The following is a 26,194-nucleotide window of genomic DNA, read 5'->3' as shown; positions in this document are numbered from 1 at the left end:
AGCACCCCCATGTCCCACGTAGCCATCATCGGCGGCCACGGCAAGGTCGCACTCATCCTCTCCCAGCTGCTCAAGACCGGCGGCAACGACGTCACGAGCATCTTCCGCAACCCGGACCACACGGACGACGTCGAGAACACGGGGGCGAGCCCCGTGGTCGCCGACGTGGAGCAGCTCTCGGTCGCGCAGATCGCCGACCTGCTCGAGGGCCACGACGCCGTGGTGTGGAGCGCCGGTGCCGGCGGCGGCAGCCCCGAGCGCACCTACGCCGTGGACCGCGACGCGGCCATCCGCGCCATGGACGCCGCCGAGGTGGCGGGCGCCAAGCGCTTCGTGATGGTCTCCTACTTCGGGGCCGGCCAGGATCACGGCATCCCCGAGGACGACCCCTTCTACGCCTACGCCCAGGCCAAGGCCGACGCCGACGACCACCTGCGCGCCTCCGCGCTGAACTGGACCATCGTGGGCCCGGGCGGCCTCACCGAGGACGAGGCCAGCGGCAAGATCGACGTCTCCACGGGCGAGCGCGACGGCGAGCGCAAGACCTCCCGCGCCAACGTGGCGCTGGTGGTCGGGGCCGTGCTGGACGACCCCTCCACCGTGGGCAAGAAGATCGACTTCTCCGACGGGGACACGCTGATCTCCGACGCCCTCGAGGTCGTGGGCTGAGCGGCTGATCCCGTCCGGACCCGGGGCGGCGCAGGGGCCCGCACGGGTCCCGGCGCCGCCCCTCGTCGCGCGGGCCCTCCGGGACGCCCCCGGGCGCCCACCGCGGCGTCGAGCCGGGCCGCCCGGGCGGCCCGGCGGCCGACACACGGTTCCGCCCACGAAGAATTCCCGCGCCCCGCCGTGCCCCGGAGCACGGTCGTTCCCTACGCTGGGCTCATGAGCACGCACCAGGATGACATCCAGCACATCGTCGAGTTCGTGAACCGCACCCGCGTGGGCATGCTCGGCACCCGGGAGCCCACCGGCAAGCTCGTCAGCCGGCCCATGACCGTGGTCGACGTCGCCCCCGGGGAGGACCTGGACTTCTTCACGAGCCGGGACACCTCCGCCGTGCGGGACGTGCGGGCCAACGACGCCGTCAACGTCGCCTTCGTGGGCGACCACGAGTGGGTGTCGATCTCCGGCGCCGCCGAGGTGGTCGAGGACCCTGCGGTGGTCGAGGGGCTGTGGTCGGACGCGCTGAGGGCCTACTACCCGGACGGGCCCTCGACCCCCGGCCTGGTCGTGCTGCGCGTGCGCACCGAGACCGCGGAGCACTGGCGCGGCCCGGGAACGGTTGCCACCGCCCTGCGGTGGGCGAAGGCCCGGGCCACCGGCGAGCAGATTGACCCCGGCGAGTCCACGGTGGTGGACCTGTGAGCCTGCCGCCGGTCCACCAGGGCGCCTCCGAGGGCCGGGACCCGGACGAGCTGGACCTCGACGAGCCGCTGCGGCTCACCGCGGTGGTGCACGGCGCCGTGCAGGGCGTCGGCTTCCGCTGGTGGACCGCGCACCGGGCCGAGGAGCTGGGCCTGGTCGGCTCGGCCGTCAACAACAGCGACGGCACCGTGGGCATCATCGCCGAGGGTCCCCGGCGGGCCGTGCGGGACCTGCTCCAGGCCCTGCACGGCCGCGAGGCGCCCGGCGCGGTCATGAAGGTGGACTCGCACTACGGCCCGGCCACCGGCGAGTTCAGCGCCTTCGGCACGGGCTGAGCCCGCCGGTGCGCCGGCCCCGCCGCGCTGCGGCGAAGGCACGCCCCCGCCGTTCTACGATGGAGGCATGGTGCACGACCACACCGGAGTCCGCGGGCGCGCGGCGGACGGGCACGACCACGGGCCCGGGCACTCGCACGCCGGGCCCGGCACCGACCGGTGGCGGATCGCCACCGCGTTCGGCATCACCGCCGCCCTGTTCGTCGTCCAGCTCGCCGGTGCGCTCTGGACCGGGTCCCTGGCCCTGCTCCTCGACACCGCGCACGTGCTCACCGACGCGGGGGGGCTGCTGCTCGCCCTGGTTGCCGCGCAGCTGAGCCTGCGCCCGCCGACCGCCCGGCGCACGTGGGGCTGGCGGCGCGCCGAGATCGTGGCCGCGGCCCTGCAGGCGGGGGTGCTGCTCGCCGTGGGGCTGTTCGTGCTGGTGGAGGGGGTGCGCCGCTTCGTCGAGCCGCAGCCGGTGCCTCCGCCGAGCTGATCGTCTTCGGCGTGCTGGGGCTGGTCGGCAACCTCGTGGCGATGGTCGTGCTCTTCGGGGGCCGCCGCTCCAACCTCAACCTGCGGGCGGCGATGCTCGAGGTGCTCAACGACGCGCTGGGCTCCGTGGCGGTGATCGTGGCGGCCGTGGTCATCACGCTCACCGGCTGGGTTCAGGCGGACGCCGTCGTGGCCCTGCTCATCGGGCTGCTCATCGTGCCCCGCACCATCCGGCTGCTCACGGAGTCCCTGTCCGTGCTGCTGGAGAGCGCGCCCCCCGGCCTGGACCTCGCCGACGTCCGCGGGCACATCCTCGGCCTGCCCCACGTGGTGGAGGTCCACGACCTGCACGCCTCCCGGATCTCCTCGGACCTGCCCGTGCTCACCGCCCACGTGGTGCTCGAGGAGGAGTACTTCTACGCGGGCGGGTCGGCCGAGGCCCTGGGCCGGATCCAGCGCTGCGTGGCCGAGCACTTCCCGGTCTCCGTGCAGCACTCCACGATCCAGCTGGAACCCGCCGACCACATCGAGCCGGAGGTGTGCGCACCCCATGACCCCTGAGCCCCCGAGCGAGCCCCCGGGCGCCGGGCAGCACTGCCTGGTCGTCTACGTCCCCGCCACGCACGCGGAGCAGGTCCTGCAGGCCCTCGGCGACGCCGGGGCCGGCCGCGCCGGTCACTACTCCCACGTGGCCTTCGTCAGCCCGGGGACCGGCCGCTTCACGCCGCTGCCCGGGGCCGACCCCGCGATCGGGGAGGTCGGCCGGCCGGAGGAGGTCGACGAGGTCCGGATCGAGACCCTCTACCCGGCGGCCGAGCGCGAGCGCGTGCTGCGGGCGATGGCCGGGGCCCACCCCTACGAGGTCCCGGCCTTCGCCACCTTCCCGGTCCACGACCGGGGCCCGTCCTTCGACGAGCAGGGCCGGCTCAGGGGGCGGCCGGGTCGGTCATGAGCGCGGAGCGGATGAGGAACCGCTTGCCCTCCGGGGCCTCCACCGAGAAGCCCGAGCCGCGCCCCACCACCACGTCCACCGTGAGCAGGGTGTGCTTCCAGTACTCGAACTGCTCCCGGGACATCCAGAACTCCAGCTCGGCCGTGGCCGGGTCGCCGGGCAGCCGGAAGACGCCCAGGAGCACGTCCGCCGGACCGGTGAGGAAGTCCCCGGCCGGATAGCACATGGGCGCCGACCCGTCGCAGCACCCGCCCGACTGGTGGAACATCAGCCGGCCGTGCCGCTCCCGCAGCGTCCCGAGCAGCTCCACGGCGGCCGGGGTCAGGGCCACCCGGGAGAAGGTCTCGCCCTCGACGGCGGGGGAGGACTCCAGGACGGCGGTGCCCGCGGAGCGGTCCGCGGCGCCGCTCCCGGCGGTGCCCGGCACGGTGTGGTCGGTGCTGCTCACGGCGCGCTCCTCGGCTCGGCGGTGTGAGCCAGGCTACAGGCGGGCGAGCAGTTCCTCCAGGCCCAGCCCGTCCAGCACCCCCGCCGGGTGCGGCCCGGCCGCCGCGAAGGCGCCCGCCCACTCCCGGGGCAGCGGGCGGCGGCCGGCCACGAGGACCAGGTTGCCCGGGTAGCGGCCGGTGAGCAGCCGCTCCTCGGCCAGGCACCACACGTCCGCGAACGCCGAGCGCACGGCCCGGGCCTGGCCGGCGAAGAAGTCCAGCCCGGGGTCGTCGCCCACGTTGACGGCGAGCACGCCGCCCGGCGCCAGCAGCCCGGCGGCCTCGGCGTAGAAGGACGGCTCCGTGAGGTGCCCGGGCGCGTCCCGGCCCGAGAAGACGTCGAGGACCACGAGGTCGGCGGTCCCGGGGGCCACGACGTGCGGCAGCGCCGCCCGGGCGTCGTCGACGACCACGCGCACCTCCGCCCCCGCGGGCAGGGGCAGCGCCTCGAGCACGAACGCGGGCAGCTCCCGCTCGAGCTCCACGGCCGCCTGCGGCGACCCGGGCCGGGTCGCCGCCACGTACCGGGCCAGGGTCAGCGCCCCGGCGCCCAGGTGCACCGCGGTGACCGGCGCGCCCGGGGGAGCCACGACGTCGACGACGTTGGCGACCCGGCGCAGGTACTCGTAGAAGATCTCCTCCGGGCGGGCCAGGTTCACGTGGGACTGCTCGGCCCCGCCGATGGACAGGACGAACCCGCCCTCGGTGAAGCCGTCCGGGATGATCTCGGCGTGCACGCCGGCGTCCTTGAGATATCTGCGCATGAGCCCATTGTCACGTCCCGGACGGGAATGAACCGGGGCGCGGTGCGGCTGCACCGGTGTACCCCTGCTGCGTCCCGAAGGATCCCCCGCCCATGAGCCCCGACGTCCCCGTGTCCGAGACCGCGCCGGTCCCCGCCCCCGCACCCACCGCCGGCGTCCCGGGCACCGGTGCCCCGGCCTCGGGCACCGACCACTCCGCCCGCAACCGCCTGGTGATCGGGCTGCTGCTCGTCTCCACGTTCGTGGTGATCCTCAACGAGACGATCATGGGCGTGGCCCTGCCCCGTCTCATGGCCGACCTCTCCGTCACGGCGGTCGCCGGCCAGTGGCTGACCACCGCATTCATGCTCACCATGGCCGTGGTCATCCCGGTGACGGGGTTCCTGCTCCAGCGCCTGCACACCCGGCCCGTGTTCCTGACCGCCATGACCCTGTTCAGCCTCGGCACCCTCGTCTGCGCGGCCGCGCCCGGGTTCGGGACCCTCCTCGCCGGGCGGGTGGTGCAGGCCTGCGGCACCGCCATCATGATGCCGCTGCTGATGACCACGGTCCTGACCCTCGTGCCGCCGGCCGGGCGCGGGCGGGTCATGGGCAACATCTCCATCGTCATCTCGGTCGCCCCCGCCGTGGGGCCGACCATCTCGGGCGTCATCCTCAGCGTGCTCGAGTGGCGGTGGATGTTCATCCTGGTGCTGCCCATCGCGGTGGGCTCCCTGCTGCTGGGCGCGTGGCGGATGCAGAACGTCACCGAGCCCCGCCCGGCGCCGCTGGACGTGGTCTCCGTGGTGCTCTCGGCGCTGGGCTTCGGCGGCCTGGTCTACGGCCTGAGCACGCTCGGCGAGGGCGGGGAGGCCGCCGTCCCGGCGTGGGCCCCCCTGGCCGTGGGGCTGGCGGCGCTGGCCGTGTTCGTGCGGCGCCAGACCCGGCTGCAGCGCACGGACCGGGCCCTGCTGGACCTGTGGACGTTCCGGTTCCGGGTGTTCACGGCGTCCACGGCGGTGCTCGCGGTCAGCATGATGGCCCTCTTCGGCACGCTGATCGTGCTGCCCATCTACCTGCAGACCGTGCACGGTCTCGACCCCCTGGGCACGGGCCTGCTCCTGCTGCCCGGCGGTCTCGTCATGGGCCTGCTCGCGCCCGTCGTCGGGCGGGTCTACGACCGTTCGGGCCCCACCGTGCTGCTCGTGCCGGGCTCGGTCCTGCTGAGCGGATCCCTGTGGTACCTGGCGTCCACCTCGGCGGCCACGCCGGTGCCGATGGTGCTGCTCGCCCACGTGGTGCTCAGCACGGGCCTGGCCCTGATGTTCACCCCGCTGTTCACCGCGGGCCTGGGCTCCCTGCCGGAGCGGCTGTACTCGCACGGCTCCGCCATGGTGGGCACCCTGCAGCAGGTGGCGGGGGCCGCGGGCACGGCCCTGTTCGTCACCGTCCTGACCCTGGGAGCCGCCGGTGCCGCGGCCTCCGGGGCCGCGGGGCCCGAGGCCACCGAGGCGGGCGTGCGCAGCGCCTTCCTGTGCGGCGGGATCATCTCGCTGCTGGCCGTGGCCGGGTCCTTCGCGGTGCGCCGGCCCGCGCTCAGTCCTGGACCCGCTCCCGGATCCGCCGGCTGAGCTCCGCGGCGTCCTCGACGGCCCGCTCGCCGCGGGCCGCCTCCGCCCGCAGCCGCTCCACCACGGACTCGTCCTTGAGCGCGCGGACGTTGATCTCCAGGGTGACCAGCGCGGTCGCGACGGCGGCGCGGGCGGCCTCCACGGCCGCCGCGACGTCGCTGAGCACGTTGGGGTTGCACCAGCCGGTCAGCTCCCGGGCCAGGCCCAGGACCTCCGCGCCCACGCCGATCAGCTCCTGCGGCGGCCGGGCCGCCCCCGCGGTGGCCTCCTGCACCGCCCGCGACCGGGCGGTCCGCTGCTCGTCGGTGTCCCGGGGCAGCCCGTACGCCGCGGAGAGCTCCCCGAAGGCCTCCGCGTCCGCGTCGGCGAGCCGCAGCGCGGCCGGGATCAGCTCCTCGGCGCGGGCGGCCGCGTCCGCCGCGTGCTCCGAGCCGGTGGAGTACCGCGCGGACATGGCGAGCAGGGCCGCGCCCAGTGCCGCCTGCAGCGCCCCGGCGGCGCCGCCGCCCGGGGCGGGCGCGTCCGAGGCCATGCGCTGCACGTAGGTCCTGATGTTCTCCGAGTTGATCTTCTGCGGGCTGGTCATCTGCGGGCTGGTCATCTGCGGGCTGGTCCTCTCGGGACCGGTGTTCTGCGAGCTGCTCACGGCGGATCCTTCCGGTGGCGGGCCGGCGCCGGGACGGGCGCGGCGTCCGCACGAGCCTAACGGCCCGTGGCCGATCTCACAGGCCTCCCGGCGTGACGGCACGCTCCGTCAACCGGACCGAAACGTCCCGGCCACATCGGCGGACGATCCTGGGGACGTCCGACGAAACCGCAGTCGACGGCCCCGGCCCCCACAGGGCCCGGCCCCGATAGGACGTGCCCCATGACCGCTCTTCCCGCCCCCGCCGGCCCCACGATCCCCGCCGGTCCCACGATCGCCGCGGCACCCGCCGACATCGTCCCCGTCCCCGCCGCTCCTCCCGCCGACTCTCCTGCCGGCTCTCCCGCCGAGGCGACCCCGGTCGACGAGACCTGGCTCGGGGACCCGGCCCTGATCCGCCCCGGGGACCGGATCGAGGTGTGGGAGCAGGGCACCCTCTGCCACGTGGGCACCGTGGGCCAGTCCGCCCCGCACCTGGGCCTGCTCTGGATCCTGGAGGCGGGAACCGGCGCCCGCCGGCTCGTCCCGGTCCACGGCTACCGCCTGCGCCGGTCACCGCTCGCCCGCGCCGCCTGAGCCGCTCTCCGTTCAACCGTTGTTCGCCCGGACCCGCTACCGTCGGCGCTGACAGCCGGGCGGACGAGGAGGATCATTGGGACCGAGCAGATCGACGGCGGCAGTGGGGCTCGCGGCGCTCCTGATGGGCGCCGGCCTCCCGGCCGCCGCCGGAGAGGGCCCGGCCCGGGCGCAGGGCCACGACCGGGCCCCCGGACACGGGAGGGAGCAGGCCGTGGCGGCACAGGACCCGGTGCGCTTCATGACCTACAACGCGTCCCTCAACCGCGCGGCCCCGGGGCAGCTGCAGCAGGACCTCGCCACCCCGGACGACGCCCAGGCACGGGCCGTGGCCGAGGTGGTCCAGCGGACCGCCCCGGACGTGCTGCTCGTCAACGAGTTCGACCACGACGCGGCGGGCCGCTCGGCGGAGCTGTTCCGCACGAACTACCTGGAGGTCCCGCAGCGCGGACAGGACCCCGTGCACTACCCGTACGTCTACACCGCCCCGGTGAACACGGGGGAGCCCTCGGGCCTGGACCTGAACCGGGACGGTGTCGTGGGCGGGCCCGAGGACGCGTGGGGCTTCGGGCTCTTCCCCGGCCAGTACGGCATGGTCCTCTACTCGAAGCACCCGCTCGACACCGACGGGATCCGCACCTTCCGGGACTTCCGGTGGGCGGACATGCCCGGCAGCCGCCTGCCCGCGGAGCACTACGCCCCCGGGCACGCGGAGCGGCTGCGGCTGTCCAGCAAGTCCCACTGGGACGTCCCGGTGCGCATCGGGAGCACGACGGTGCACGTGCTGGCGTCCCACCCGACCCCGCCGACCTTCGACGGGCCCGAGGACCGCAACGGCCGGCGCAACGCCGACGAGATCCGGTTCTGGGCCGACTACGTGCGCGGTCCCGCGGCGTCCTCCTACGTCTACGACGACGAGGGCGCGCGCGGCGGGCTGCGGCCGGGGGAGCGGTTCGTGGTGATGGGCGACCAGAACGCGGACCCGCTCGACGGCGACTCGTGGCCCGGGGCGATCCAGCAGCTCCTGGAGCACCCGCGCGTGCAGGACCCCCTGCCCGCCTCCGCCGGCGGCCCCGAGGCCGCCGCCCGGCAGGGCGGGGCGAACCTCGCCCACCGCTCCGACCCCGCCCACGACACCGCGGACTTCGCCGACGACCCCGCCCCCGGCAACCTGCGGGCCGACTACGTGCTGCCCTCGCGGAACCTGCGGGTGACCGGGGCCGGGGTGTTCTGGCCCGTCCCCGGCGAGCCGGGCGCCGAGCTGACCGGCGAGCACCCGTTCCCCACCTCCGACCACCGCCCCGTGTGGGTCGACGTGGCCCCCGGAGGCCGGCGATGACCGCCCGGCAGGAGCGCGCCGCGGAGCTGCTCGACCGCCTCCTCGCCCTCGTCGAGGTGGTCGCCGCGGCCCGCCGCGCCGCGGTGCCGGAACTGGAGCGGGTGACCCCCCGCCACCGCCGCTCCGCCCTGAACCTCGTGGACTACGTGGCCGTGCGAAGCCAGGACGTCCGGGACCTGCAGCGCGACCTCAGCCGTCTGGGCGTGTCCTCGCTCGGACGGATGGAGGCGGGCGTCATGACCCACCTGACCGCGGTGGTGGAGACCCTGCAGGTGCTGGCGGCCCGCACCGACGAGGTCTTCGCCGCCCCCGACCCCGGGGTCCCCCTCGAGGAGCCGGAGCTCCCCGGGGCCGAGGTCCTGCGCCGCAACACCGACGCCCTGCTGGGACCGGGCCGGGAGGACCGGCCCACCCGCATCATGGTGACCCTGCCCGCGGAGGCGGCCGGGGACCGCCGTCTCGTCGAGTCCATGGTCCGCGCCGGGATGGACGTGGCCCGGATCAACTGCGCGCACGACGGCCCGGAGCAGTGGGAGGCCATGATCGGGCACGTGCGGGCGGCCGAGCGCGCGACCGGGCACGAGGTGCGCGTGGCGATGGACCTCGCCGGGCCCAAGCTGCGCACCGGGCCGGTCGAGCCGGGCCCGCAGGTCGAGAAGATCAAGCCGGTCCGGGACAGCCGCGGCCGGGTCACCGCACCGGCCCGCCTGTGGCTGGGGGACCCGGACCCGGGGGTGGACGACGACGCCCCCGCCGTTCCCGTGGCCGACCCCGCCTGGATCGCGGCGCGCGTGCCGGGGGAGAGGCTGCGGCTGAAGGACGCGCGCGGCTCCGGGCGGACGCTGCGGGTGCTGGAGGCGACCGGCCCGGGGGTGCTGGTGGAGTGCTCCAAGACCGTGTACTTCGCCACCGGCCTGGCCGTCGAGGCGGAGGACGGCGCCGAGGGCGTGCTCGGCGAGCTGCCCGCGGTCGAGCAGCACCTGCGCGTGCGCACCGGCGACGTGCTCGTGCTGACCCGCGACATGGCCCCCGCTCCGGTCCGGGCGCAGGGGCCGCACCGGATCGGCTGCTCGCTGCCCGAGGCCTTCACCGACGCCCGGGAGGGGCAGCCCGTGTGGCTCGACGACGGGAAGATCCGGTGCCGGATCACGGCCGTGTCCCCCGAGGAGATCGAGCTCGCGGTGCTGCAGGCCGCGCCCGGCGGCGCGAAGCTCCGGGCGCGGAAGGGCATCAACCTGCCCGAGACCGACCTGCGGATCTCGGCGCTCACCGACGAGGACCGCGCGCACCTGCCCTTCGTGGCCGAGCACGCGGACGCCGTCAACATGTCCTTCGTGCGCTCGCGCCAGGACGTGACCGACCTGCTGGAGGAGCTGGAGGCCGTCGGCCGCCGCGAACTGGACATCACCCTCAAGATCGAGACGGTGGGCGGCTTCCAGGCCCTGCCGCTGATGCTCCTGGAGGCGATGCGCTGGCAGGACGTGGGCGTGATGATCGCCCGCGGCGACCTCGCGGTCGAGGCCGGGTTCGAACGGCTCGCCGAGGTGCAGGAGGAGATCCTGTGGCTGTGCGAGGCCGGGCACGTCCCGGTCGTGTGGGCCACCCAGGTGCTCGAGTCGCTGGCCAAGAAGGGCCTGCCCTCCCGGGCCGAGGTCACCGACGCGGCGATGGGCCAGCGCGCCGAGTGCGTGATGCTCAACAAGGGGCCGTTCGTGGTGGACGCGATCGAGGCGCTCGACGACATCCTGGTGCGCATGGAGGGGCACGCGCACAAGAAGTCGGACATGCTCCGCCGGCTCAACGCCTGGGCGCCGTTCGCCCGGTGAGACCCGGCCCGGGGCGACCGTGCCACACTGGTGCCATGGCCGCCCGTGACACCGCTGTGCTCCGTTTCCTCGCCGCCCCGACCGACGCCGGGCGCACCGGCACCGTGGACGGCGGGCGCGTGCTCGAGTGGATCGACAAGGCCGCGTACGCGTGCGCCGTCGGCTGGTCGCGGGCCTACTGCGTCACCGCCTACGTGGGCAACATCCACTTCGACCGCCCGGTCAGCGTGGGGGACATGGTCGAGGTCGCCGCGCAGATCGTGCACACCGGCCGCTCCTCGATGCACATCCGGGTCGAGGTGGCCTCCGCGGACCCCCGCGAGCAGGGGGTGACCCTGCGGGACACCTGCCTGATCATCATGGTGGCCGTCGACGGCGAGGGCCGCCCCACCCCGGTCCCGCAGTGGACGCCCGAGACCGAGCACGAGCGCCGGCACCAGGCGGTCACGAAGCGGCGGATCGAGCTGCGCAACAGCATCGAGGCGCTGATGGCGGAGCAGAAGTACACCGACGAGGGCACGGCCGAGGAGACGGTGCTGCGCTTCCTCGCCGCGCCCACGGACATCAACTGGGGCGGGAAGGTGCACGGCGGCACGGCCATGCGCTGGATCGACGAGGCCGCGTTCGTGTGCGGGTCCCGGTGGGCCGGGCGCCCGGTCATCGCCGTGTACGCGGGCGGGGTCCGCTTCTACCGGCCCATGCACATCGGCCACCTCGTGGAGGTCCGGGCGCGGCTGATCCACACCGCGGCCCGGGGCCTGCACATCTCCGTCAACTGCTGGTCCGGGGACCCCGCCACCGGCGAGCTCCAGCTGACGACCAACTGCCTCATGGTCATGGTCGCCCTGGACGACACCGGGCACGCCCTGCCCGCCCGGCAGTGGCACCCGGTGAGCCAGGAGGACCGGGACCTGGACGCCTTCGCCCGCGAGCTGGTCCGGCTGCGCGCCGAGTTCCCGGACTCCTTCCAGCGGGTCGACCCCTCGGTCTCCCTGCTGCCGGGGGACTGAGGGTCCTCACCTCCGCCGTCGGCGAATCCCGGCGCCTGCTCAGTGGGCTGTGCATATAGTGGGCCGCAGACCACCGTCCCGGCACTGCACGAGGAGAGCACCCCCATGGACCTGAACCCCCTGAGCTCGGCCTTCGACGAGCACGGCAAGCCCAAGCCGGCCATGAACAAGTTCCTGGACACCGTTCTGCGCGCCCAGCGCCCGGTCGTGCTCGCGTTCGTGAAGAAGGTGCGCGCCAAGTACCCGGACGAGACGCCCGAGCAGCTGGCCCGGCGCCTGGAGAAGATCTACGTCCGGTCCGTCACCGTCGAGGGCGGCGCGGTCGGCGCCACCGCGGTGGTCCCCGGCGTCGGCACCGTCGCCTCCCTCGGGCTGTCCTCCTTCGCGGTGGTCGGCTACCTCGAGGCCACCGCCCTCTACGCCCAGGCGATCGCCGAGCTGCACGGGGTGCACACCGAGGACCCCGAGAGGACCCGCACCATGGTCATGGCCCTCATGCTCGGCGAGGACGGCCGGCAGGTCATGAACCAGATCCTGGCCAGCGGCACCAAGGGCAAGGGCATGATGTCGTCCTGGGGCCTGATGATGGGCAAGGACGACTCGAAGACCTTCGACGTCAGCCGGATCATCCGCAACATGTTCGTCAAGCGCTTCCTGCTCAAGCAGACCGGAGCGGTCTTCGGCCGCGCCCTGCCGTTCGGGGTGGGCGCGATCGTCGGCGGCGGCGCGAACCTGGCCATGTCCAAGCAGGTCATCAGCGCGACCCACGAGGCGTTCGGGCCGCTGCCCGCCGACTTCCCCGCCGAGCTCGCCCTCTCCGAGCGGGCCCCCCGGTTCGGCGGCGGGGACAGCACCGCGGACACGACCGCCCACGGCGAGATCTCCGGCGGGAAGTAGCCGCCGCACCGGCCCCGCGCTCCGACGACGCCCCGCCCTCCGGCGGGGCGTCGTCGCCGTTCACGGCCCATCCGCCCGGACGTGGCGGCCCGTTCACCGCGCCTCCCTAGTGTGGCGCCGAGAGCGGGGTCACCGCCCCGCCCGGAGCCGAGGGAGCGCCGTGCGACCGATCGTCTACGCCCACCGGGGATCCAGCGCGGCCTACCCGGAGCACACCCGGGCCGCCTACGTCCAGGCGCTGCTGGACGGGGCGGACGGCGTGGAGTGCGACGTCCACCTGACCCGGGACCGCCATCTCGTCCTCCACCACGACGCCCAGCTGGGGCGCACGAGCGACGGCCGCGGTCCGGTCTCGGCGCGCACGCTCGCCGAGCTGCGCCGCCTCGACTGGGTGTCCTGGAAGGGTGTGCCGATCCCGCCGAGCCACGGGTCCCGCGACCGCCAGCTGCTGACCCTGCCCGAGCTGCTGGACCTGCTGCGCGGGGCCGGCCGGCCCGTGGGCCTGGCCGTGGAGACCAAGCACCCCAGCCCGTACGGCCACCAGCTCGAGGAGGAGGTCCTGAACGTGCTGATGCGGGAGGGGTGGGACCCCGAGACCGGCCGGCTGGGCCGGATCACGGTCTCGCTGATGAGCTTCCACCCCGACGCCGTCCGCCACCTGCTCGAGACGGTGCCCGCCCGCCACGTGTGCCAGCTGGTGGAGACCACCACCCGCCGCACGGTCCGGGAGAGCCTGCGCGTGAACCGCACGACCGCCGCCGTGCTGCACGCCGGGATGCGGCTCGTGGTGCCCCCGGCGCTGCCCGTCATCGCGACCGGGCTCGTGGACATCGTGGGACCCGGCATCGACTTCGTCCGCGCCCGGCCCGACCTGGTGCGCCGGTGGGCCGCCGACGGGCGCGTGCTGCGGGCCTGGACGATCGACACGGCGCGGGACGTGGACCTGTGCCGCGCCCTGGGCATCCAGCAGCTGACCTCCAACCGCCCGGCCGACGTGCTGCGCTGGACCGCGGCGGCCGGCGGGCGGGACGGCGGCGCCGGGATCCCCGCCGGCCCGCCGGTGCCGGCGATCGGACCGGGGCGCCCCCGCTCCGCCGCGATGACGGTCAGGTAACGAGCGGTCACGTCACCGTCCGGCGGGCCCAGCCGCGCGTATGCTCGGCACCACCTGCCCGTTGTCGCGCAGGGCCTTCCGCGTCCTCCGGCACGCGCCGACACGAGACCGCCAGGAGACGGCCATGTCCACCCCCACCCCGCCCGGGGCGCCGAGCCGGGACACCGTCCGCGCCCCCGCCCCGGACCTCCAGGAGGAGGCCCGTCGGCTGGCCGAGCGCGTCCACCGCGAGGTCTCCGCGGCCGTGGCGCCCGAGCGCATCGACTCGGAGCTGTCCCTGCTGAACCGGTTCGCCGAGCACGAGGACGTCGACGTGGTCGTCGGTCCTGTGCTCGCGCAGATCCTCGCCGCGGCGCTGCGGGCCACCCGCCTCACCAGCGGACTGGTCGACCCCACCACCGGCGACGCCGCATGGCGGGCCCAGGACGGTCTGCCCGCCCGCCCGGCCCCGGGGATCGCACACCTGGACTTCGACCTGTCCGCCCGCCGCCTGCGGATGCGGCGGGGCACCGTGCTGGACCTCGCCGAGGTCGCCGACGCCTGGGCCGCGGACCGCACGGCCCGGATCTTCGCGGAGACCTTCCCCGGCCACGGGCTCGTCGCCCGCACCGGCGCGGTGCTGGCCGTCGCCGGCCCTCCCGCCGAGGCCGCCGCCCTGGCCGCGACCCTGGGGACCGGTCCGGGCCCCGCCCCGGACCCGGCCCTGGGCGCCGCCGCCTGGGCCGGCCTCCTGGCGGCGGGCCACCGGGGTCTCGCCGTGCTTCCCCGGCCGGGGAGCGCCCTGGTCAACCCGGTCACCGGTGCCGCGGCGGAGAGTCCGTGGGACCGTGTCGTGGTGGCCGCGCGGAACGCGGTGGAGGCCCAGGCCTACGCCCGCGCCGCCCACGTGCTCGGCGGGGACGCTCCCGGCTGGGTCGCGGCGTGCGGCGCGGAGGGCGAGTTCACCGGCTCGCGGCCCGGCAGCACGCTCCGGCGCCGGCTCCGGACACCCGGTTGGCCCGGCCGGACGGGACACGCGGCCGCCTGACCGGCGCCGCCGGCGCGCGCCCGTGAACACCCTCGTCGTGGGCGGCACCGACGGCGCGATCGCGGCGGCCGACCTCGCCGTGCCCCGCCGGTCGGCTCCCCGCTCCCCGGCCGGCTGAGCACGGCCCGCCGTAAGGTCCAGCGCGCGGTCCACCCCACGGCCCGGCGCACGGCCCGTCGCAGGGTCCAGCCCACGGTCCGTCGCGCGGCTCCGGCGCGGGGACATGGCCCGGACGGGCCCCGTCCGGGCCCCGGCGCCGAGCGCCCGTGCGAGAGCCCGGGCATTCACGAAAAGTAACACGGCGGGGTTTTTCTCCTCCGGGGACCGTGCCCGCCGGCGAGGCCCGAGGACCCGCCTGCCGGGCCCGGCGCGCGCGGCGACCCGCTCCCGCCGACGGCCGCCGGCCCGGGAACCGCTCGATTGCAGTCGAAAACGACCCCTCGGACGGGGCTGCGCCCTGTGATCTCTCCCACGTCCGGCCCGCGCCCCTGCCGGGCGCGCCCCGCCGCCGCCCGGGACGGACTCGACTATGACGCATCGATAACGCCGCGGTGACGGCGGCGTGAGGGGGGCATAACAGCCCCCTGCGTAGAACGGACCTGCCGGTAACACCGGTGTTCGCGCGTCGAAAGGAGTTGGACATGACCTCAGCACCACAACGCTCACACCGCCGCGACGGGGGGTCGTCGGCAGAGCGAGTGCTGTGGGGCGAGGCTGCGGTGAAGGGGGGCGCCGCCGGAGCGCGGTCGAGGCCGGACTCCTCGGCACGGGAGGCCCGGGGCGCCGGGACGAGGCCGAGCCGGCTCCACCACTTCTTCGAGCGCAGCTGCGACCTCACACCGCACGCCCAGGCCCTGCACGCCGACGGCCAGGCCTACACGTACGCGGAGCTGGACGAGCTGGCCAACCGCATGGCCCACCTGATCGCGAGCTACGGCCTCGCCGTCGGGGACCGCGTGGGCATCCTCCTCCAGCGCTCCACGATGCTGTACGCGTCGCTGCTGGCCGTCCTCAAGACGGGCGCCACCTTCGTCCCGATCGACCCGAACCTGCCCGCCGACCGCGTGCAGTTCATCGCCGAGGACTCGGACCTGGCCCTGCTGCTCACCTCGGCGGAGCTCGTGCCGCTCGTCGAGGACGCCGCCGCCGACGTCGTCGACGTCGGGCGGATCGAGGAGCAGCTCGCCGCGGCGCCCGCCCACCGGCCGGAGGTCCGCCACGAGGGCGACCCCACCTGCTACATCATCTACACCTCGGGCTCGACCGGGCGCCCCAAGGGCGTGGAGGTCGCGCACTCGAGCATCTGCAACTTCATCGAGATCGTGCCCGAGGTCTACGACGTCCGTCCCGAGGACCGGGTCTACCAGGGCATGACCATCGCCTTCGACTTCTCCATCGAGGAGATCTGGCCGACCTGGGCCGTCGGCGCCGCCCTGGTGGCCGGCCCCACGGACGAGGCGCGGCTGGGCCGGGGACTCGTCGAGTTCCTGCAGCGCATGGAGATCTCCGTGCTGTACTGCGTGCCGACCGTCCTGGCCACCCTCGAGCACGACCTGCCCGGCATCCGCAGCATCCTCGTGGGCGGAGAGGCCTGCCCGGCGGATCTCGTGGAGCGCTGGTCCACGCCCGGGCGCCGGATGCTCAACACCTACGGGCCCACCGAGGGCACCGTGACCGCCACGTGGGGCGAGCTGACCCCCGGGCGGCCCGTGACCATCGGCAAGCCCCTGCCCACCTACGAGGTGCGCATCCTCGACGAGTCGATGAACGAGGTGCCCGAGGGGGAGCCCGGGGAGATCTGCATCGCCGGCCCGGGCGTGGCCCGCGGCTACGTCAACCTCCCGCACGTGACCGAGGAGCGCTTCCGGCCGCACCCGGACGGACCCCGGGCCGGGCGGATCTACCGCACCGGCGACCTGGGCCGGATCCTGCCCGACGGCGAGATCGAGTACCTCGGCCGGGCCGACAGCGAGGTGAAGATCCGCGGCCACCGCGCCGACCTGCAGGAGATCGAGAACGTGCTCCGGCGCGACGACGCGGTGGCGGACGCCGCCGTGAAGCTCGTCTCCGGGGGCGACGACGTGGCGGCGTTCCTCACGCTGCGCGGCGAGGTCCGCGACGAGCGCGCCCTGTTCGAGCTGCTCCACGACTCCGTGACCGCGGCCCTGCCGCCGTACATGGTGCCGTCCTTCTACGAGATCCTGCCCGCCATGCCGATGATGGTCAGCGGCAAGGTGGACCGGAAGAACCTCCCCGACCCCAGCTCTCCCCGCTTCGTGACGACGGTGGGCCTGGTCCCGCCGCAGACCGAGTCGGAGTGGCAGCTCACGGAGGTCTGGTCCCGGGTCTTCCGGATCCCCGTCGACCAGCTCTCCGCGGAGGCGGACTTCTTCCTGGAGCTCGGCGGGCACTCGCTGCTCGCCGCGACCGCCACCTCCGAGCTGCGCCGGGAGCTCCCCGAGCAGGACATCGCCATCGCGGACATCTACACCTACCCGACCGTCCGGGACCTGGCCCGCCACCTCGACGCCGCCCCGGCGGCCGTCCCGGCCACGGCCGACCCGGACGACCGCCCCACCGCCCTGCACCACACGAGCGGGCGGGTGGCCCTCTGCGGGACGGCCCAGGTGACGACCATGGTCCTGGCGGCCATGGTCGTGGGCTCCCCGCTCGCCGCGGTCCTCTACTCCTACGGCGGGCAGTTCAGCTACCCGCTCATGTGGGACATGCTGCTCGTGGGCGTGCTGGTCTCCGTGCTCGCCCGCTTCTTCCTGCCGTTCCTGGGCTCGCGGGTGCTGGGCCGGTTCGTCCGGCCGGGGCACCACCCGCTCTGGGGGAGGCAGTACTTCCTGCTGTGGTGCATCGACGGACTGACCCGGCTCTCCCCGCTCAGCCTCCTGACCGGCACGCCGATGGCCGCCGGCTACCTGCGCCTGCTGGGCGCCGAGGTCGGCGCCGGCGCCCACGTGGGCACCGCCGCCGTGGGCCTGCCCTCCCTCGTGAGCATCGGCTCCCGCGCCAGCATCGGCTACGGGTCCTCCGTGCAGACCGCGCAGGTGGAGGAGGGCTGGGTGACCATCGCCCCGGTGCGGGTCGGCGACGACGCGTTCGTGGGCGCCAACGCCCTGCTGCAGCCCGGCTCCCGGGTCGAGGACGGCGCCCGGCTGGCGGAGCAGTCCCTGGCCGCGCGCAACCAGGTGATCCCCGCCGGGGAGCACTGGCTGGGCTCCCCGTCCCGGCCCGCCGACGGGGACGACGAGCTGCTCGAGCGGATGGAGCGACGTCCCCTGCCGGGCGGCCGCTGGCCGGCCCCGCTCGTGGCCGCTCTGCTGCTGGGCTGGGCCGCCCTCGAGGTGCTGCCCTTCGTCCTGGTGCTCCCGTCCTTCCTGATGATCTGGATCGCGGCCATCGAGTTCGGTCTGCCGGTGGGCCTGGCGCTCACCCCGGCCGTGGGCGTGGTCTACGTCCTCACGGTGTGCACCGTGGTGGCCGTGGGCCGGGCGATCGTCCTGCGCCGGACCCCGACGGGCATCCACCCGGTCCGCAGCGGCCTCGGCGTGCGCAAGTGGATGGCCGACCAGCTGCTGAGCACCAGCCTGGAGAGCACCAACGCCCTGTACGCCACGCTGTACACCGTGCCCTGGCTGCGCGTTCTCGGCGCCCGGGTCGGTCCCCGCTCCGAGGTGTCCACGGTGGGCCACATCGACCCCGACCTGCTCACCCTCGGGGAGGGCAGCTTCGTCGCGGACATGGCCAGCGTGGGCAGCGCCGTGTACCACCACGGGCACCTGCACATGGAGCGCACCGTCGTCGGCGACCGCTCGTTCGTGGGCAACGCCGCGTTCGTCCCGTCCGGGACCCGGATGGGCGACGGCTCCCTCGTGGGCGTCGCCTCGGTGCCCCCGGCCGACGTGCCGGAGGGGACCTCGTGGCTGGGCTCGCCGGCCATGTTCCTGCCCCGCCGGCAGGACAGCGGCAACTACGACGAGAGCCTCACCTTCCGGCCGTCCCGCGGCAAGGTGGCCGCCCGGCTGATCATCGAGGCGCTGCGCATCACGGTGCCCCCGGCCCTGATCGGCCTGATCGGCTACCTCGGCCTGCTGGCCTCGGTGAGCCTCGTGCCGCAGCTGAGCCTGCTCGGCTTCGTCGCGGTGCTGCCGCTCGTCGCGCTCGCCACCGGGTTCACCGTGGTGCTCGCCGTCGTCGTCCTCAAGTGGGCCATCGTGGGCCGGTACCGGCAGCGGATCGAGCCCCTGTGGGACAACTTCGTGCGGCGCAGCGAGTTCGTCACCGGCGTCTACGAGTCCGCCGCGGTCCCCGCGCTCGTCGGCGGCCTGGTGGGCACCCCGCTGATCGGCCCGGTGCTCCGCCTGTTCGGCGCGCAGATCGGCCGGCGGACCTACATCGGCACGACCTACCTGACGGAGTTCGACCTCGTGCACATCGGCGACGACGCCGCCGTCTCGACGGACGTGTCCCTGCAGACGCACCTGTTCGAGGACCGGGTCATGAAGATGTCCTACGTCGAGATCGGCGAGGGCGCCAGCGTCGGAGCGCGCTCCATCGTGCTCTACGACACGACGGTCGGCGCCGGCGCCACGGTGGACGGGCTGTCGCTCGTGATGAAGGGCGAGCAGCTGCTGCCCCGGACGAACTGGCGCGGCATCCCGGTGCGCTCCGCCTCGGCGGCGCTCACCACGGGCCGCTGAGCCGGCCGTGGACGGCACACGGGTGTCCCCGCGACCCGGGTCGCGGGGACACCGTGCCCACCGGGACGAGGATGCCTCAGGCGCTGCGCATGTAGCCCATCAGCTGGGTGATCTGCGGGGAGGGCGGGGCGCCGAGCTCGTCGGCCATCGTGCTGCAGAAGCTGCGGAAGGTCTGCAGGGCCGGGGCGTTGTTGCCCAGGCCGAGATCCGCCTCGATCAGGACGCGGACCGCGCTCTCCCGCAGGGGGTCCAGGGCCCGGACGTTGGCGGCCAGCAGGTGCGCCCGATAGAAGTCCCCGTGCTCGAGGGACAGCCGCGCCAGGTGCTCCACGGCGTTGACGTAGAGCGTCCGCAGCCGGTCCTGCTCGGCCATCACCCAGCCGTCGTACCAGCCGGGCAGCAGCTGCGCGCCGGCCGGGTCGAGGAACCACGGGTCCTCCGTGGGGGGCGCGGTCGCGGCGGCCGCCTCGTGCAGCGACTCGCGCAGCTCGTGCAGGTCCACCACGACCGGGTCGGCCAGGGCGATGTTGTTGCCGCGGGTGCCCACCGCCCCGGGGACCTGGCGGGAGAGGTTGAAGACGGTGGTGCGCAGGCTGCCCATGGCGCGCTCGGCCGTGCGGTCCGGCCACAGCAGCTCGCCGAGGAAGCGCCGCGGCTTGGGGCCGAGGACGGCCAGGGCCGCCAGCAGCCGCTGCTGCCGCTGGCCCAGGGCCAGCACCGAGCCGTCGAGTTCCACCTCGACATTGCCCAGCAGCCGCAGCGTGATCGAGTGTTCCCCATCCATTGCCATGATCCCCCACTGTCATGAGCCGATTGCCCCGGTGCGCCCTGCCGGTCTTCCCCCGAAGACCGTGGGCGGGACATCCTCCCCCCGGTCCCGCGGCGCCGGATCGGGGGCCGCAGGAAGAGAGGGGTCAGCACCGATGATCCCGGCAGACGTGCTGTGAGTCAAAAGCGAACGGCCGGATGTCGTCGAAAGCAAACGATCGACACGGGTTGACGAGCGCGAACCGACCCGAGGTTTGTGCCGCACCCCGGACAGTGTTACAAGGCTGATCCCCGGGCCGGCCTCACCGGACCGGGCACCTACTCAGGAGATCACCGATGACCGACCATCGACCCGTCACCGGGGTCCGCACGGACCCCCTCGGCAACATCGTCGCCCTGTGCAACCCCACGGAGGTGTGGTCCCCCCGCTCCACGACCCGGGTCATCCGGGACATCGAGTGCGGCGTGCACGACTACTACGTCCCCGGCACGACCGGCCGGCTCCGCGTCCGCGTGGTCTCGGCGGGGTGCGAGAAGCGCCTGTGGGCCGCACCGGAGGACACCGTCTGCAACAACCTGCACGACCTGCCCTCCGTCTGAGCCCCCTGTGCCCTCACCCCCTTCCGCGGGGATGGCGCCCACGGCGGGCCGACCGGGCCGTGCGCCCGGGCGGCCCGCCGCCGGCCGGGGGTCAGAGGTAGCGCACGAGCTCGGTGGCGATGCCGGTGTAGGTGGCAGGGGTCAGCGCGGAGAGCCGCCGGGCGGCCTCCGGGGAGAGGCCCAGGCCCGCCACGAACTCCTGGAGCCGGTCCGCGTCCACCCGCCGCCCGCGGGTCAGCTCCTTGAGCCGCTCGTAGGGGTTGTCCATGCCCTCGACCCCGGCGATCGCCTCGGCGCGCATGACCATCTGGACGGCCTCCGCGAGGACCTCCCAGTTCTGGTCGAGATCGGCGGCCAGCACGTCCTCCGCGACGTCCAGGCGGGCCAGGCCCTTGCGCACGTTGGAGACCGCGAGGAGGGAGTGGCCGAAGGCCACGCCGATGTTGCGCTGGGACGAGGAGTCCGTAAGGTCGCGCTGCCACCGCGACGTCACCAGGGTCGCGCCCAGGACGTCGAGCAGGGCGTTGGAGAGCTCCAGGTTCGCCTCGGCGTTCTCGAACCGGATGGGGTTGACCTTGTGCGGCATGGTGGAGGAGCCGGTGGCCCCCTCCACCGGGACCTGCTGGAAGTAGCCGATCGAGATGTAGGACCACACGTCCGTGCAGAAGTTGTGCAGGACCCGGTTGAACCGCGCGACATCGGCGTAGAGCTCCGCCTGCCAGTCGTGCGACTCGATCTGGGTGGTCAGCGGGTTCCAGGTCAGGCCCAGGGCCTCCACGAAACCGCGCGAGACCTCGGTCCAGTCCGCGTCCGGGACGGAGGCGTAGTGCGCCGCGTAGGTGCCCGTGGCGCCGTTGATCTTGCCGAGGTACTCCGTGCGCTCGATCCGGGAGAGCTGGCGGCCCAGGCGGTGGGCGACCACCGCCATCTCCTTGCCCAGCGTGGTGGGCGTGGCGGGCTGGCCGTGGGTGCGGGAGAGCATCGGCGTGTTCGCGGCGGACTCGGCGAGGCCCGCGACGTCGGCCACGAGCGCACGGGCGGCCGGCAGCCACACGTCGGTCGTGGCGTCCTTGACGCCCAGGGCCCAGGCGAGGTTGTTGATGTCCTCGGAGGTGCAGCCGAAGTGCACGAGCGGCACCAGGTGCCCGAGGCCCAGGGCGGGAAGGCGGCGGCCGATGTAGTACTCCACGGCCTTCACGTCGTGCACCGTCACGGCCTCGATCTCCGCCAGCTCGGCGACCGCGTCGGCGTCGAAGCCCGTGACGATCCTGCGCAGCCCGGCCTTCTGCTCGTCGCCGAGGGGCGCCAGGCCCGGCAGCACCGCGTGCTCGGCCAGGTGGATGAACCACTCGACCTCCACGTGCACGCGATTGCGGTTGAGGGCGGCCTCGGAGAGGTGGTCGACGAGCGGGGCCACGGCCGGCTGGTACCGGCCGTCGAGCGGGCCCAGCGCGACGGGCGGAACGGCGGCGGCGAGCGAGGCGCGCCCGGAGGACAGGATGCGATCGGTGTGGGGCATGGGCACATTCTCCCACGGCGTCCGGGCCGCCCCGGGCGGACGAATTGTCGTCGGCCACCAACTTTCGCGGGACCCGGTTGTAGCTTTCGCGCCCAAAAAATGCCGGGTCGTCCGGAGGGGCGTCATCCACCCGGGAACCCCGGGGGAGCGGGGATAGCATGGCCCCCATGAGTACCAGCGACGCTACCCGCACCCTGGCCGGGGACGCCCCGGCACAGGACGCGGCCCCCGCCACCACCCCGGCGGTCCGGCCGCGCCCGGCTCTGTCCCGGCTTCCCCGCTACGTGGCCGGCAAACCGCCGCTCGTGGTCGAGGGACTGCCCTCCTACAAGCTGTCCTCCAACGAGAACCCGTTCGGGCCCGTCCCGGCCGTCCGCGAGGTCCTCGCCGACTGGGACGCCGTGCACCGCTACCCCGAGACCACCTCCGCGGAGCTGCGGGAGGTCCTGGGCGAGTTCCTCGGCGTGCCCGCCGAGGACGTCGTCACCGGCGCCGGCAGCCTCGGCGCCCTCAACCAGCTGCTGGGCGCCTTCGTGGGCACCGGAGAGGACGGCGCCCCGGACGAGGTGGTCCACGCGTGGCGCTCCTTCGAGGCCTACCCCATCAGCATCGGGCTCTCGGGCGGGCTGAGCGTCCCGGTCCCGAACCGCCGCGACGGCTCGCACGACCTCGAGGCCATGGCCGCCGCCGTCACCGACCGCACCCGGGTCGTGCTGCTGTGCACGCCCAACAACCCGACGGGCCCCAGCCTCACCACCGCCCAGGTCGAGGAGTTCCTCGCCGCGGTGCCCCGCGACGTCCTCGTGGTCATCGACGAGGCCTATCAGGAGTTCCAGCGCCGCGACGACCTCGTGGACGGCATCGACGTCTACCGCCGGCACCCCAACGTCGTCGTGCTGCGGACGTTCTCCAAGGCGCACGGGCTCGCCGGCCTGCGGATCGGCTACTCCGTGGCGGGCCAGGGCATCACCCAGTACCTGCGCCAGAGCTCCCCCGCGTTCTCCGTGACCGACCTCGCCCAGCGCGCGGCCATCGCCTCCGTGCGCCACTACGACCAGGTCGCCGAGCGCGTCCAGCGGGTCGTCGACGAGCGGGAGCGGGTGCTGGCCGGACTCGACGCGCTGGGCTGGCCGTACCCGGAGACGCAGGCGAACTTCGTGTGGCTGAACCTCGGCGAGCACAGCGGGCGCTTCGCCGAGCTGTGCGACGCCCACGCCCTGGCCGTGCGCCGCTTCGGCGACGAGGGCGCCCGCGTCACCGTCGGGGAGCCGGAGGCCAACACCCGGTTCCTCGAGCTCTGCGCGCAGTTCCCGCACGCACCCGTGCTCTGAACCCCGGGCACGAGCGCTCCGCTCCCACCCGAGCACACCGAAAGGACGTCCTGACCATGGATGCCGCCCCGTTCACCCCGGCCGCCCACGCGCCGGACCGTCACGCGCCGACCCCGGAGCCACGCACCCGGCTGGTGCGGCTCCTCGACCGGGAGGGCGTGCCGGCCGAGGACCCGGTCTTCTCGCCGTACGTCGCCGACGTCGGCGCCGAGGAGCTGCGGGACCTCTACCGGTCCATGGCGCTCGCGCGCCGGTTCGACGAGGAGGCCACCCACCTGCAGCGGCAGGGCCAGCTGGTGCTCTGGGCGCCGATGCGCGGGCAGGAGGCCGCTCAGGTGGGCTCCGTCCGCGCCCTGCGCCCGACCGACCACATCTTCCCGACCTACCGCGAGCACGCGGTGGCGATCGAGCGGGGGGTGGACCCCGCCGAGCTGCTCATGGTCTTCCGCGGGCACGCCGCCGGCGGGTGGAAGCCCTCGGAGCACGGCATGAACGTGTACTCGATCGTGCTCGGCTCCCAGGTGCCGCACGCCGTGGGCTACGCCATGGGCATGGACCTGGACCGCCGCGCGGCCGAGGAGGAGGGGCGCGAGGTCGAGCCCGCCGCCACCATCGCGTACTTCGGGGACGGCACCTCGACCCAGGGCGAGGTGCACGAGGGCATGGTCTTCGCCGCCTCCTTCGACGCCCCGGTCGTCTTCTTCGTGCAGAACAACCAGTGGGCCATCTCGGTGCCGTTCTCCACCCAGTCCCGTCTGCCGCTGGCCGAGCGGGCCGCCGGCTACGGGTTCGAGGGGATCCGGGTGGACGGCAACGACGTCCTGGGCGTCCTGGCCGTCTCCCGGTACGCCATGGAGCAGGCACGCGCCGGGCGCGGCCCGGTGCTCGTGGAGGCCGAGACCTACCGGCTGGGCGCCCACACCACTGCCGACGACCCGACGAAGTACCGCCGCCGGGAGGACGAGCGCCACTGGGCCGAGCTCGATCCGCTGCTGCGCCTCGAGACGCACCTGCGCCGGCACCACGGCACGGACGACGCCTTCTTCGACGAGGTCGCCGCGGCCGCGCAGGAGTTCGCCGACCAGACCCGCGCCCACGTCCTGTCCATGGACCCGCCCTCCTTCGAGGAGTTCTTCGACAAGGCCTACGTCGAGCGTCATCCCCTGATCGAGGAGGAGCGCGCCTGGTACGCGGCCTACCAGGCCGGGTTCGACGAGGACGGCCCCGAGGACGGCTCCGACGGCAGTTCCGGCGTCGACGGCACCGCCGGGCCCGATCGCGGCACGCAGGCCTCGAGCCTGACCGTCGCGGCCGATCCCGTCACCGGGGTCCCCGACGAGCGCTCCGCCGGCACCGAGGAGGACCTCGCATGAACGCCGCTCCCGACCTGACGATCGCCAAGGCCGTCAACGCCGGCCTGCGCCGGGCCATGGAGAAGAACCCCCGGGTGCTGCTCATGGGCGAGGACATCGGCTCCCTGGGCGGCGTCTACCGCGTCACCGAGGGGCTCAAGAAGGACTTCGGCGGACACCGCGTGATGGACACCCCGCTGGGGGAGGCCGGGATCGTGGGCACCGCCGTGGGTCTCGCCCTGCGCGGCTACCGGCCCGTGTGCGAGATCCAGTTCGACGGCTTCTCCTTCCCGGCCTTCAACCAGATCACCACGCAGCTCGCGAAGATGCGCAACCGCACGAACGGGGACGTCACGGTCCCCGTCACCATCCGGATCCCCTACGGCGGGGTCATCGGCTCGGTGGAGCACCACTCCGAGTCCCCGGAGGCCCTCTTCGCCCACACCGCGGGGCTGCGCATCATCACGCCGTCCAACGCCCAGGACGCCTACTGGATGACCCAGCAGGCGATCACCTGCGACGACCCGGTGATCGTCTTCGAGCCCAAGCGCCGGTACTGGCTCAAGGGCGCGGTCGACACGCAGCGCCCCGCCGCCGACCCGTTCACCGCCCAGGTGGTCCGGCCGGGGGAGGACGCCACGGTGGTGGCCTACGGCCCGCTCGTGCCGGTCGCCCTCGCCGCGGCGCAGGCCGCCGAGGAGGACGGCCGCAGCGTGGAGGTCATCGACCTGCGGTCCCTGTCGCCGATCGACTTCGACACCGTGGAGGACTCCGTGCGCCGGACCGGGCGCCTGGTCGTCGCCCACGAGGCCCCGACCTTCGGCGGCCTCGGAGGGGAGATCGCCGCCCGCATCACCGAACGGGCCTTCTACTCCCTCGAGGCGCCGGTGCTCCGGGTGGGCGCCTTCCACCTGCCCTACCCCGTGGCGGCCGTCGAGGACCAGTACGTGCCGGACCTGGACCGGATCCTCGAGGCACTGGACCGCTCCTTCGCCTACTGACCCCGCCGACCCCGGCCGCCGGCCCCTCCGGGCCGGCGGCGCCGTCGCCGACCCGGAGGGGCCGCGCGAGAGAGGAAGTACTGACATGCCGCAGATCTTCAACCTGCCCGACGTCGGCGAAGGCCTGACCGAGGCGGAGATCCTCGCGTGGCGAGTGGCGCCGGGGGAGACCGTCACGGTCAACCAGGTGCTCGTCGAGATCGAGACCGCCAAGTCCGTGGTGGAGCTGCCGTCCCCGTACGCGGGCACCGTGCTCGACCTGCTGGTGCCCGAGGGCCGCACCGTGGAGGTCGGCACCCCGATCATCGCCGTGGGCTCCCCCGAGGAGGCCGCCGGCACGGGACCCGCCCCGGAGGGGACGCCGGGGATCCTCGGGGAGACCCCGGCGGCGCCCGAGGCCGACGGCGACCGCCCGCTCGTGGGCTCCGGGCCCAAGGCGCCCGAGGCCGACGGCGACCGCCCGCTCGTGGGCTCCGGGCCCAAGG

23 protein-coding genes and 1 pseudogene are annotated in these 26,194 nt (G+C 74.4%); 19 read left to right on the top strand and 5 right to left on the bottom strand.

The window, feature by feature from the left end; translation table 11 throughout:
• Window positions 1-9 precede the first annotated feature (9 nt).
• The 5 genes and pseudogenes from BJF77_RS03950 to BJF77_RS03930 all read left to right on the top strand — a co-directional run bounded on the left by BJF77_RS03950 (window position 10) and on the right by BJF77_RS03930 (window position 3,132).
• Complete coding sequence (locus BJF77_RS03950; protein ID WP_047802940.1) at window positions 10-669, top strand: SDR family oxidoreductase; 660 nt, start codon at window positions 10-12, stop codon at window positions 667-669.
• A gap of 216 nt (window positions 670-885) precedes the next feature.
• Window positions 886-1,368 carry a pyridoxamine 5'-phosphate oxidase family protein gene (locus BJF77_RS03945; RefSeq protein ID WP_047802939.1) on the top strand — a complete coding sequence of 161 codons (483 nt, stop codon included), beginning with the start codon at window positions 886-888 and terminating at the stop codon, window positions 1,366-1,368.
• On the top strand, window positions 1,365-1,703 hold the full coding sequence (locus BJF77_RS03940) for an acylphosphatase (RefSeq protein ID WP_082157305.1): 339 nt from the start codon (window positions 1,365-1,367) through the stop codon (window positions 1,701-1,703). Before BJF77_RS03945 ends, BJF77_RS03940 begins: the two co-directional genes overlap by 4 nt.
• A gap of 67 nt (window positions 1,704-1,770) precedes the next feature.
• Window positions 1,771-2,741: pseudogene (locus BJF77_RS03935) on the top strand (cation diffusion facilitator family transporter).
• Window positions 2,731-3,132, top strand: coding sequence for a hypothetical protein (locus tag BJF77_RS03930; RefSeq protein ID WP_047802937.1), 402 nt, complete (start codon window positions 2,731-2,733; stop codon window positions 3,130-3,132). Before BJF77_RS03935 ends, BJF77_RS03930 begins: the two are co-directional and overlap by 11 nt.
• Here BJF77_RS03930 and BJF77_RS03925 read toward each other — a convergent pair.
• Both BJF77_RS03925 and BJF77_RS03920 read right to left on the bottom strand, forming a co-directional pair.
• Window positions 3,107-3,505, bottom strand: a complete 399-nt coding sequence (locus tag BJF77_RS03925) for a DUF779 domain-containing protein (protein WP_187347248.1) — start codon at window positions 3,503-3,505, stop codon at window positions 3,107-3,109. The two genes, BJF77_RS03930 and BJF77_RS03925, sit on opposite strands and share 26 nt — an antisense overlap.
• A 108-nt stretch (window positions 3,506-3,613) precedes the next feature.
• Window positions 3,614-4,384, bottom strand: a complete 771-nt coding sequence (locus BJF77_RS03920) for a spermidine synthase (protein ID WP_075871331.1) — start codon at window positions 4,382-4,384, stop codon at window positions 3,614-3,616.
• A gap of 92 nt (window positions 4,385-4,476) precedes the next feature.
• On the opposite strand from BJF77_RS03920, the gene BJF77_RS03915 reads away from it, so the two are divergent.
• Window positions 4,477-5,994 carry a DHA2 family efflux MFS transporter permease subunit gene (locus tag BJF77_RS03915; protein WP_075871330.1) on the top strand — a complete coding sequence of 506 codons (1,518 nt, stop codon included), beginning with the start codon at window positions 4,477-4,479 and terminating at the stop codon, window positions 5,992-5,994.
• Here the strand turns inward: BJF77_RS03915 and BJF77_RS03910 are convergent.
• Window positions 5,960-6,640 (bottom strand): cyclodeaminase/cyclohydrolase family protein, encoded by a 681-nt coding sequence (locus BJF77_RS03910; protein WP_255396126.1) that lies wholly within the window; start codon window positions 6,638-6,640, stop codon window positions 5,960-5,962. The two genes, BJF77_RS03915 and BJF77_RS03910, sit on opposite strands and share 35 nt — an antisense overlap.
• Window positions 6,641-6,862: 222 nt before the next feature.
• Between BJF77_RS03910 and BJF77_RS20435 the strand changes: the two genes are divergently transcribed.
• The 8 genes from BJF77_RS20435 to BJF77_RS03870 all read left to right on the top strand — a co-directional run bounded on the left by BJF77_RS20435 (window position 6,863) and on the right by BJF77_RS03870 (window position 19,138).
• Entirely contained in the window at window positions 6,863-7,216 is a 354-nt protein-coding gene (locus BJF77_RS20435; protein WP_075871329.1) for a hypothetical protein, read from the top strand.
• Between the two features lie 76 nt (window positions 7,217-7,292).
• The gene (locus tag BJF77_RS03900; RefSeq protein WP_369821354.1) at window positions 7,293-8,555 is read left to right on the top strand and encodes an endonuclease/exonuclease/phosphatase family protein; all 1,263 of its coding nucleotides are present in this window, start codon (window positions 7,293-7,295) and stop codon (window positions 8,553-8,555) included.
• Window positions 8,552-10,381: a pyruvate kinase gene (locus BJF77_RS03895; RefSeq protein WP_075871328.1), complete on the top strand. Its 1,830-nt coding sequence runs from the start codon at window positions 8,552-8,554 to the stop codon at window positions 10,379-10,381. Before BJF77_RS03900 ends, BJF77_RS03895 begins: the two co-directional genes overlap by 4 nt.
• Window positions 10,382-10,416: 35 nt before the next feature.
• Window positions 10,417-11,391, top strand: a complete 975-nt coding sequence (locus BJF77_RS03890) for an acyl-CoA thioesterase (protein WP_047802934.1) — start codon at window positions 10,417-10,419, stop codon at window positions 11,389-11,391.
• A 105-nt stretch (window positions 11,392-11,496) separates the two neighbouring features.
• Window positions 11,497-12,288 (top strand): di- and tripeptidase, encoded by a 792-nt coding sequence (locus BJF77_RS03885; RefSeq protein WP_075871327.1) that lies wholly within the window; start codon window positions 11,497-11,499, stop codon window positions 12,286-12,288.
• A 160-nt stretch (window positions 12,289-12,448) separates the two neighbouring features.
• Entirely contained in the window at window positions 12,449-13,402 is a 954-nt protein-coding gene (locus BJF77_RS03880; protein WP_075871326.1) for a glycerophosphodiester phosphodiesterase family protein, read from the top strand.
• Window positions 13,403-13,526: 124 nt separating this feature from the next.
• Window positions 13,527-14,429 carry an FAD:protein FMN transferase gene (locus BJF77_RS03875; protein ID WP_075871325.1) on the top strand — a complete coding sequence of 301 codons (903 nt, stop codon included), beginning with the start codon at window positions 13,527-13,529 and terminating at the stop codon, window positions 14,427-14,429.
• A gap of 719 nt (window positions 14,430-15,148) precedes the next feature.
• Window positions 15,149-19,138, top strand: coding sequence for a Pls/PosA family non-ribosomal peptide synthetase (locus BJF77_RS03870; protein ID WP_255396125.1), 3,990 nt, complete (start codon window positions 15,149-15,151; stop codon window positions 19,136-19,138).
• A 76-nt stretch (window positions 19,139-19,214) separates the two neighbouring features.
• Here BJF77_RS03870 and BJF77_RS03865 read toward each other — a convergent pair whose 3' ends face one another.
• On the bottom strand, window positions 19,215-19,922 hold the full coding sequence (locus tag BJF77_RS03865) for a BTAD domain-containing putative transcriptional regulator (RefSeq protein WP_075871323.1): 708 nt from the start codon (window positions 19,920-19,922) through the stop codon (window positions 19,215-19,217).
• Between the two features lie 320 nt (window positions 19,923-20,242).
• On the opposite strand from BJF77_RS03865, the gene BJF77_RS03860 reads away from it, so the two are divergent.
• A complete protein-coding gene (locus tag BJF77_RS03860; RefSeq protein WP_075871322.1) occupies window positions 20,243-20,506 on the top strand; it encodes a hypothetical protein in 264 nt (87 codons plus the stop codon).
• Between the two features lie 91 nt (window positions 20,507-20,597).
• Here the strand turns inward: BJF77_RS03860 and purB are convergent, their stop codons facing one another.
• Window positions 20,598-22,025: an adenylosuccinate lyase gene (gene purB, locus BJF77_RS03855; protein WP_075871321.1), complete on the bottom strand. Its 1,428-nt coding sequence runs from the start codon at window positions 22,023-22,025 to the stop codon at window positions 20,598-20,600.
• Between the two features lie 167 nt (window positions 22,026-22,192).
• Between purB and BJF77_RS03850 the strand changes: the two genes are divergently transcribed.
• The 4 genes from BJF77_RS03850 to BJF77_RS03835 all read left to right on the top strand — a co-directional run.
• Window positions 22,193-23,356 (top strand): histidinol-phosphate transaminase, encoded by a 1,164-nt coding sequence (locus BJF77_RS03850; protein WP_083664956.1) that lies wholly within the window; start codon window positions 22,193-22,195, stop codon window positions 23,354-23,356.
• 56 nt (window positions 23,357-23,412) lie between these two features.
• Window positions 23,413-24,729, top strand: coding sequence for a thiamine pyrophosphate-dependent dehydrogenase E1 component subunit alpha (locus BJF77_RS03845; protein ID WP_083664951.1), 1,317 nt, complete (start codon window positions 23,413-23,415; stop codon window positions 24,727-24,729).
• On the top strand, window positions 24,726-25,709 hold the full coding sequence (locus tag BJF77_RS03840) for an alpha-ketoacid dehydrogenase subunit beta (RefSeq protein WP_075871320.1): 984 nt from the start codon (window positions 24,726-24,728) through the stop codon (window positions 25,707-25,709). Before BJF77_RS03845 ends, BJF77_RS03840 begins: the two co-directional genes overlap by 4 nt.
• Window positions 25,710-25,794: 85 nt before the next feature.
• On the top strand, window positions 25,795-26,194 hold a 400-nt coding region (locus BJF77_RS03835; protein ID WP_304440990.1), incomplete at its 3' end, for a biotin/lipoyl-containing protein.

Origin of the sequence: Kocuria sp. CNJ-770 (assembly GCF_001942375.1) — a bacterium.
GTDB classification, from domain to species: domain Bacteria; phylum Actinomycetota; class Actinomycetes; order Actinomycetales; family Micrococcaceae; genus Kocuria; species Kocuria oceani.
Note: the sequence above shows the minus strand (reverse complement) of the source record. Positions and strands in the feature narration are given on the sequence as shown.

Bases quoted from the DNA above. Each gene is read 5' to 3' on its own strand.
- BJF77_RS03850 (WP_083664956.1), top strand. From the start codon at position 22,193: ATGAGTACCAGCGACGCTACCCGCACCCTGGCCGGGGACGCCCCGGCA.
- BJF77_RS03920 (WP_075871331.1), bottom strand. From the start codon at position 4,384: ATGCGCAGATATCTCAAGGACGCCGGCGTGCACGCCGAGATCATCCCG.
- BJF77_RS03840 (WP_075871320.1), top strand. From the start codon at position 24,726: ATGAACGCCGCTCCCGACCTGACGATCGCCAAGGCCGTCAACGCCGGC.
- BJF77_RS03845 (WP_083664951.1), top strand. From the start codon at position 23,413: ATGGATGCCGCCCCGTTCACCCCGGCCGCCCACGCGCCGGACCGTCAC.
- BJF77_RS03865 (WP_075871323.1), bottom strand. From the start codon at position 19,922: ATGGATGGGGAACACTCGATCACGCTGCGGCTGCTGGGCAATGTCGAG.
- BJF77_RS03895 (WP_075871328.1), top strand. From the start codon at position 8,552: ATGACCGCCCGGCAGGAGCGCGCCGCGGAGCTGCTCGACCGCCTCCTC.
- purB (WP_075871321.1), bottom strand. From the start codon at position 22,025: ATGCCCCACACCGATCGCATCCTGTCCTCCGGGCGCGCCTCGCTCGCC.
- BJF77_RS03890 (WP_047802934.1), top strand. From the start codon at position 10,417: ATGGCCGCCCGTGACACCGCTGTGCTCCGTTTCCTCGCCGCCCCGACC.
- BJF77_RS03930 (WP_047802937.1), top strand. From the start codon at position 2,731: ATGACCCCTGAGCCCCCGAGCGAGCCCCCGGGCGCCGGGCAGCACTGC.
- BJF77_RS03875 (WP_075871325.1), top strand. From the start codon at position 13,527: ATGTCCACCCCCACCCCGCCCGGGGCGCCGAGCCGGGACACCGTCCGC.
- BJF77_RS03950 (WP_047802940.1), top strand. From the start codon at position 10: ATGTCCCACGTAGCCATCATCGGCGGCCACGGCAAGGTCGCACTCATC.
- BJF77_RS03915 (WP_075871330.1), top strand. From the start codon at position 4,477: ATGAGCCCCGACGTCCCCGTGTCCGAGACCGCGCCGGTCCCCGCCCCC.
- BJF77_RS03945 (WP_047802939.1), top strand. From the start codon at position 886: ATGAGCACGCACCAGGATGACATCCAGCACATCGTCGAGTTCGTGAAC.
- BJF77_RS03885 (WP_075871327.1), top strand. From the start codon at position 11,497: ATGGACCTGAACCCCCTGAGCTCGGCCTTCGACGAGCACGGCAAGCCC.
- BJF77_RS03860 (WP_075871322.1), top strand. From the start codon at position 20,243: ATGACCGACCATCGACCCGTCACCGGGGTCCGCACGGACCCCCTCGGC.
- BJF77_RS20435 (WP_075871329.1), top strand. From the start codon at position 6,863: ATGACCGCTCTTCCCGCCCCCGCCGGCCCCACGATCCCCGCCGGTCCC.